The following is a 6,894-nucleotide window of genomic DNA, read 5'->3' as shown; positions in this document are numbered from 1 at the left end:
GGATTTCGAGTTCTTGTGCGAAACCATCAAGCGCACCGCGTTCAAGATCACGCGCGTCGGCCAGCTGGTGGCCCAGGAGGCTTCCCGTCGCCTCGGCATTCCATTCGGCATCATCGACCTTTCCCTTGCGCCAACCCCGGCCGTAGGCGATTCCGTCGGCGAAGTGCTTGAAAAGATCGGCCTCGAACAGGTTGGCGCACCGGGCACCACCGCGGCGCTCGCCATGCTCAACGACCAGGTGAAGAAGGGCGGCATCATGGCGTCCTCCTACGTCGGCGGACTTTCCGGCGCGTTCATCCCTGTCTCCGAAGACAAGAACATGATCGATGCAGCCACCAACGGCTGCCTGAAGATCGAAAAGCTCGAGGCTATGACCTGCGTATGCTCCGTCGGCCTTGATATGATTGCCATTCCGGGCGACACCACCGCATCCACCATCTCCGGCATCATCGCCGACGAGGCCGCCATCGGCATGGTCAACCAGAAGACCACCGCCGTGCGTGTAATCCCGGTGGAAGGCAAGGGCGTGGGCGAGATGGCCAACTTCGGCGGCCTCATGGGCTACGCGCCGATCATTCCGGTGAACCAGACCAGCTGCGAGGCCTTCGTGACCCGTGGCGGCCGCATTCCGGCGCCGATCCACAGCTTCAAGAACTGACGCTGCCGCGCGCCGCCGTCTGACGCATCGCCGCGAACGTGCGTACGTACCACATGCGTCATATGCAAAATCGTCCATTACGATGAACAACTTGATGGTTATCCGCAAGATTGTTCATCGCAATGGACGATTTGGTAATAGTGAGTCGGAGCGTCCTCACCGCGGGCGTCATATGTAGCATGTGAAGGCTGTTCCCCCAGCGGGTTTGCAAGCCTCGGCAACAATGTACCGTGTGAATCGGCGGCGGTGCGACGCCTGACATGCGACTTGCTGTGCCGGGTTTGTTGCGGTTCGGTTGCCGATAATGCATATACGCTGTATAGGTTATATACCTGTAGTGGTAATACTCAAGGCTTTCGAGAACTATGGCGAAGAGCGAGACGATGAACATGTCTAAGACGGACCATGCGACTGGCGCGACCGGGCAACAGCCCGACATGCCCAACATAATGGAAGAGACTGTGGTGCTGCCGCCTGCTGGCGTGCAGGCCAACGCCGCCAATCCGAAAATCGATGCACCTGGGCCAATAGTCGAGTCTGTCATGGAACACGTGCAGAGCGAAGCCGAGCCGTCCGGCAAGCGCTCCGATGCACATTCCGATATGACCGCCGGCGAATCGGCGCGGACCTCGAATGGCGCATCGGCATCGGGGTCGGTATCGGATGCGGCATCAGCATCGGATGCGCTTGCATCGGATGCTCAAGCCGCGGCCGCAACCGATACCCAAGCTACGGCCGCATCCACGATGTTCCCCTCGGATCTGGGCGATATCGATGGCGTGCCATGGGACATCGCACCGCTCGAATTCCCCTCAGCCACTGCCGATGACGAGCGGCCGGTCAGTCCGGCAAATGCAGCCGATACGGTTGATGCCGTCGATATCGATACAGGAACCATGCCGGCCCTTGCCATGCCTGATGCCGATGGAGACGGTTCCGCTGCCACTGCCATTGTGAACCCAGTGCATGCCACTGCCGCTGATGATATGCCGCCGGCTCCTCCGGAAACGCAATCCGGGAATCGCCCGGTGCGCCGTATCGCCATTATCGCGGCAGTCGTTGCCGTCATCATCGCGTTGGCGGTTGGCGGATTCTTCTATTGGAGGTCTGCGGAACAGGATAAGGCACATTCCGCTGCATTCGCTGCCTGCAATGCATCCAATAGCAGCGTCGACGATGCCAAGGCATCCTTGACGAAGGCTTTGGACGGCAGCAAAAAGGCGCAGTCCGTGACGAGCTCCCAGGTTGCTGATGCGGCAACGGTCAGCAAGCTGAACAGCGCCGTCACATCCGCGCAGGATGCAGACGATGCTTCTGAGTGCTCGGCTGATGCTTCCATTGCGCAATTGGAAAGCGCCACCGACAAGAATACCGTGCTGGCGTCCTCCTTGAAGAAGCACGCCGAGACGATCACCGCTGCCTCCAAGGCGGTCACTGAAAGCCAAACCAAGAAGTCCATCGACGATGCCAAGCAGAAGCTCAGCGGCGAAGTCACCACCGCGCAGACCCTGCTCGATCAAAGCGCCGGCGCTGTGGCAGACGATGCGACGCGCACCGCATTGCAGGACGCCATCAACGCCGCCAACACCGCACTCGGCAAGAGCGGAGTCACGGCGGACGAACTCGGCAAGGCGCTTACCGCATTACAGGACGCCGAGAAGAACGTGCAGTCCTCCATGCAGGAGTATCAGACGCAGCAGACTCAGACCCAGCAAAACAGCAACGGTTATCTCGGCAACAATTCGTACTACGGCTATAACAACTATTACGGAACGAATTCGGGATCGAATAATAACGGTTCCGGCAATACAGGCAATAGTGGCAATACCGGCACGGATAACTCCGGCAACAATGCCGCAGACAACAATGGCGGGAATACGACCCCCACGCCGGACAATGGCGGCACGGATAACAATGGTTCCGGCGACAACGGGAACGCAGAGGGCGACAGCGGCAACGGTGCCGACAGCGGGAACTAGTATGCCGCGCCGTAATGGTGAAGTCGGAATCTGCCTAGCGCACGTGAGGTGGGGGTTGAGCGGCTCGGATCGGTACGAGCCGCCAGATGGTCACCTGCCGCCTGTGAACCCGAGCTGACGCCATGCCTCGTAGATGGCGATGGATGCGCAATTGGTGAGGTTCAGGGAGCGCAGGCTCGGACGCATCGGCAGGCGAACCTGCTCGGCCACATGCGGACCGGCCATGATATCCATCGGATCGGGGATGTCGCCCGGTTCCGGGCCGAACAGCAGGATGTCGGTCGGCCTGTATTCCACCTCGGTGTACAACTTGGTCGCGTGGGCGGTGAACGCGATGATGCGCGAGTTCGGCATCGACTCCACCAGGTTTTCGAAGTTCGGGTGCAGCACCACATGCGCCATGTCATGATAATCAAGCCCTGCTCGGCGGAGCTTGGTGTCACGCAGATTGAAGCCGAGTGGCTCCACCAGATGCAGAATCGTGCCGGTCACTGCGCAAAGGCGAATCGCCGAACCGGTGTTGCCCGGGATGCGCGGGGAGTAGTAGCACAGATGCGGCGTCACGGTTTCGGTTTCGGCGGCCTTCTCGGCCGACAGCATCGCATCCACCACGGAGATCGGATTGCCGTGCGCGTCGGTCACCAGCTCGTCCGGACCGTAGTTCGACTTGCGATAACCGTATTCGAACATCTTCTCGACCTTCGCCTCCGGATTTGATGGGATGCTTGGGTCTGCGAAGGCGCCGGACGCCGCCTGGTCGGGTGTTTGCATGTCTGTTGCTGCTTCATTCGTCATAAATGTCAAGAGTAAGAACGATGAACGACACTTTGCGACATCCACGACACCTCGCCGCGGTGTTCCTGATCGTGCCATGATCGCGCGCGACCACGTATCATTGTTCCGGTGACTGTTGAATTGATGTGGCTCTGATCAACACAGGAAGGTGACTCCTTGACTGAAAGCGGTGATATTGCCCTGCGTCTCGCCGCATGGTGGGAGGCCAATGCCCGAGATCTGCCGTGGCGATTCGGACGGGCCACACCGTGGGGCGTGCTGGTGAGCGAGGTCATGAGCCAGCAGACACAGATGAGCCGCGTGGTGCCATATTGGACGACGTGGATGGGGCGTTGGCCGGATGCGCGCTCGCTGGTCTCTGCACCCAAGGCGGACGTGATCACCGCATGGGGACGTCTGGGCTACCCCCGCCGCGCATTGCGATTGCAGGAATGCGCGCGTGTGGTGGCGGACGATTATGCCGACGAATTGCCGCATGACTATGATGCGTTGGTCGCTCTGCCGGGTATCGGAGACTATACGGCCTCTGCGGTGATGAGTTTCGCGTTCGGCGAGCGGATCGCAGTCATTGACACCAATATTCGCCGTGTGCTAAGCCGGGTGTTCCTTGGTGTGGAGTCGCGTGGGGGAGCTGCAAGTCCGGTCGAACGTGCGCTGGCTAATCGGCTCTTGCCTGACGATGGGTTCGCTGATATGACCGATGTGGTTATCCGCGGCTCAGGTGCCGTAGAAGATGCTGGAGATGCGGGAGATGCGAAGGGCATGAACGACAAGGCCCGGTCCGGCAGGCGCCCACATGCGCGCAGACGCGAGCGCCCGTCGGTCGTGTGGAACCAGTCGGTGATGGAATTGGGCGCGGTGGTCTGCACGGCGAAATCACCGCTATGCGAGGCATGTCCTATTGCCGATGACTGCGCATTCCTGAAAGCCGGGAGACCCGGGTTGGGAGAGCGGCGCACCCGTCCGCGTCAACGGTTCCAGGGCACCGATCGGCAGGTTCGGGGGATGGTGTTGGAGGCATTGCGTGCGCTGCCGGCGAATGCCATGCTGGCGCGGAACGAGGTGGCCGGCCTGTGGAAGGATCACGTGCAACTCGATGCCTGCATCGCCAGCCTTGACGATGATGGTCTTGTCGAGATGCTGCCTGACGGCTCGTTGCGCCTTCCTCGCTGATTACACTGGATGTTGTTATGGTTCAGCAGGTGAGGAAGCGCAAACGCAAGCGCAAGATCAGCAAGAAGCAGCAGGCGATTTATCGGCGCAGGCGGATTATGGTCGCCGTCATTCTGGTGTTGCTGCTGGCGCTGATCGTATTCTGCGTCTACAGCATCGGCCGTGGCGTCGGTGCGGTGAACACGCTGATTCACCATGACGAGGTGTACGCGATCTCCCGCGACGCCACGCCGATTCCGAAGAGCACGTCAAAGGTGAAGAAATGCTCCGCCAATGATCTGACATTGCAGCTGAGTTCGAAGTCGCAGTCCGTGGGCGTGGGCGGTTCGTTGGAATTCACCGCGACGATCGTGCACGAGGGCTCCGGCAGCTGTCTGGTGGATGGCTCGGATGGCGGACGGGTGCTGACCATTACGTCCGGCACGGAAACCATATACAGGTCCGATCTGTGTTCGTCCGACTCCCGATGGTTGCTGATGGCCAAGGGCGACAAGGACGAGCAGACGCTCACATGGAATACGGATTTCAACGCCACGCTGACGGAATGCACAGATGAGGCGAGCTGGCCCAAAGTGAAGGCCGGCACGTACATCGCGCAAATCGCGTTGAAGGACGCCCCGAAGGCGAAAAGCGATCCGGTGACGTTTACGGTGGAGTAGGCAAGTGCGGATAAGCCGGGATTGTTGTCGACATGTGCAATTCGGGCAAGATGCTTCCCGGAATGGTATTCTGCGTTCTCCTGCTTCGCAGACTGCGGGAGTGATTCGATGTGATGAATCTGATTGTCGAATTCCCTGCAGTTGCGGGGTTGGCTTAAATAATCAAGGCAGTGTAAAGAAGATGTGATGTATATATAGTTTTATATCTAACACATATCGTGATATCTGTTATTACATAGGAGTGAGCATGACACATCAGCCATTAGCGCCTATCCCCGTTCCTCCTATGGGTAAAGAATCGCATCTCTGGCATCCGGACAGCGATTCATATCTTTCCCGGTCTGAGCGAATGAGGGAAACCGGGGAGTATTGGTCAGCTGTTCCTCCGAAGATCGCCGATCTATCCATCGCCGTGCCGGCAGACGTCAGTGCGACATTGGAAGAATCCGCCCGTGCGTTGGGTGAGCTTGATGCTTATGCTGGTGCCAAATTCGGTATGAAAAGCCGCGTTCTTGGCCCGATGTCGTCGATTCTGCTTCGGACTGAATCCACATCATCCTCTCAGATCGAGAATCTCACAGTTGGGGCTAAAAACCTTGCGTTGCAGGAGTTGGGGGAGGGTAAGGGCGGCAATGCTGCGGTTGTGGTGGGCAATGTGCATGCCATGGAGTCCGCGCTGGCGTTGTCGGAGACATTTGACAAGCAGCATCTGCTCAGTATGCATAAGGCGCTACTGTCTGCACAGCCTGAATTACAAGCTTATGCGGGGCGTTTCCGTGATCAACTTGTGTGGGTCGGGGGAAGTTCGTCCGGCCCGGTGCATGCACGGCATGTCGGTCCTCAGCCCAATCTTGTTGAACCGTTGATTGACGATATGCTGGCGTATTTGCAACGTGACGACCTTCCGGTGATTCTGCAATGCGCAATCGCGCACGCCCAATTCGAGACCATTCATCCGTTCGTGGACGGCAATGGCAGAGTCGGTCGCGCATTGGTGCATGCGGTATTGTGGAACAAAGGATTGATTCGAAACGTGACACCGCCAGTGTCGGCGGGTCTGTTAACGGACACGAGAGGATATTTCGATGCTTTGATGGCATATCGCAGCGGTGATGCCAGACCTATTGTCGAATGCTTTGCATACGCCTGCCGTTATGCGTCAGCGACCGGTATCCAATTGATTGAAGCATTGGATGAGCAGCTGGAACAAGCGCGAGAAAAACTGTCGGGGGTACGAAGAGATGCAGCGGCATGGAAAGTACTGCCGATTCTTATCGAACAGCCGATTGTCAATCAGGAGTATTTGACGTCACATCTTGGCTTGGGAATGATGACGGCTCACCGGGCTGTTAATACATTGGAAGAACGGGGAGTTCTTGACCGGATTACGGGAGGACGACGCAACAAGGTGTGGATTCACCGTGGCGTCCTGCAAGTCTTGGACGAGTATGCCGCCCAGCTGAGGAGGCAATAGCAGTGGGTGCTGATGCGCATTTTCCGATTGGGCTTTCTGAGATGACCGCTCGAGCCGCTTGAGCGCTGTCCATTTGGGCGAAAAAGCGTATATCGAAACTCCGGGGATGAACCCGAGGATGAACATTCTATGGAATGATCAGTGAGCCGAAAAAAT

6 protein-coding genes are annotated in these 6,894 nt (G+C 58.3%); 5 read left to right on the top strand and 1 reads right to left on the bottom strand.

All coding sequences use genetic code 11. The features are described from left to right. Positions 1 to 658, top strand: a 658-nt coding sequence (locus BW14_RS11305; protein ID WP_140490696.1) for a DUF711 family protein, incomplete at its 5' end; no start/stop codon positions are given. Positions 659 to 1,041: 383 nt separating this feature from the next. Continuing rightward, entirely contained in the window at positions 1,042 to 2,637 is a 1,596-nt protein-coding gene (locus BW14_RS11300) for a hypothetical protein (protein WP_181162384.1), read from the top strand. A 90-nt stretch (positions 2,638 to 2,727) separates the two neighbouring features. Here BW14_RS11300 and BW14_RS11295 read toward each other — a convergent pair whose 3' ends face one another. After that, positions 2,728 to 3,432, bottom strand: coding sequence for a tRNA (cytidine(34)-2'-O)-methyltransferase (locus tag BW14_RS11295; RefSeq protein ID WP_375138447.1), 705 nt, complete (start codon positions 3,430 to 3,432; stop codon positions 2,728 to 2,730). 156 nt (positions 3,433 to 3,588) lie between these two features. On the opposite strand from BW14_RS11295, the gene BW14_RS11290 reads away from it, so the two are divergent. The 3 genes from BW14_RS11290 to BW14_RS11280 all read left to right on the top strand — a co-directional run bounded on the left by BW14_RS11290 (position 3,589) and on the right by BW14_RS11280 (position 6,738). Then, positions 3,589 to 4,605, top strand: coding sequence for an A/G-specific adenine glycosylase (locus BW14_RS11290; protein WP_181162383.1), 1,017 nt, complete (start codon positions 3,589 to 3,591; stop codon positions 4,603 to 4,605). A gap of 17 nt (positions 4,606 to 4,622) precedes the next feature. Further along, positions 4,623 to 5,264: a hypothetical protein gene (locus BW14_RS11285; protein WP_258186122.1), complete on the top strand. Its 642-nt coding sequence runs from the start codon at positions 4,623 to 4,625 to the stop codon at positions 5,262 to 5,264. 247 nt (positions 5,265 to 5,511) lie between these two features. Further along, positions 5,512 to 6,738, top strand: a complete 1,227-nt coding sequence (locus BW14_RS11280; protein ID WP_140490691.1) for a Fic family protein — start codon at positions 5,512 to 5,514, stop codon at positions 6,736 to 6,738. Positions 6,739 to 6,894: the final 156 nt, after the last annotated feature.

The organism is Bifidobacterium sp. UTBIF-68 (assembly GCF_006408855.1).
GTDB lineage: Bacteria > Actinomycetota > Actinomycetes > Actinomycetales > Bifidobacteriaceae > Bifidobacterium > Bifidobacterium reuteri.
This window is presented reverse-complemented; position numbering and strand designations above follow the sequence as displayed.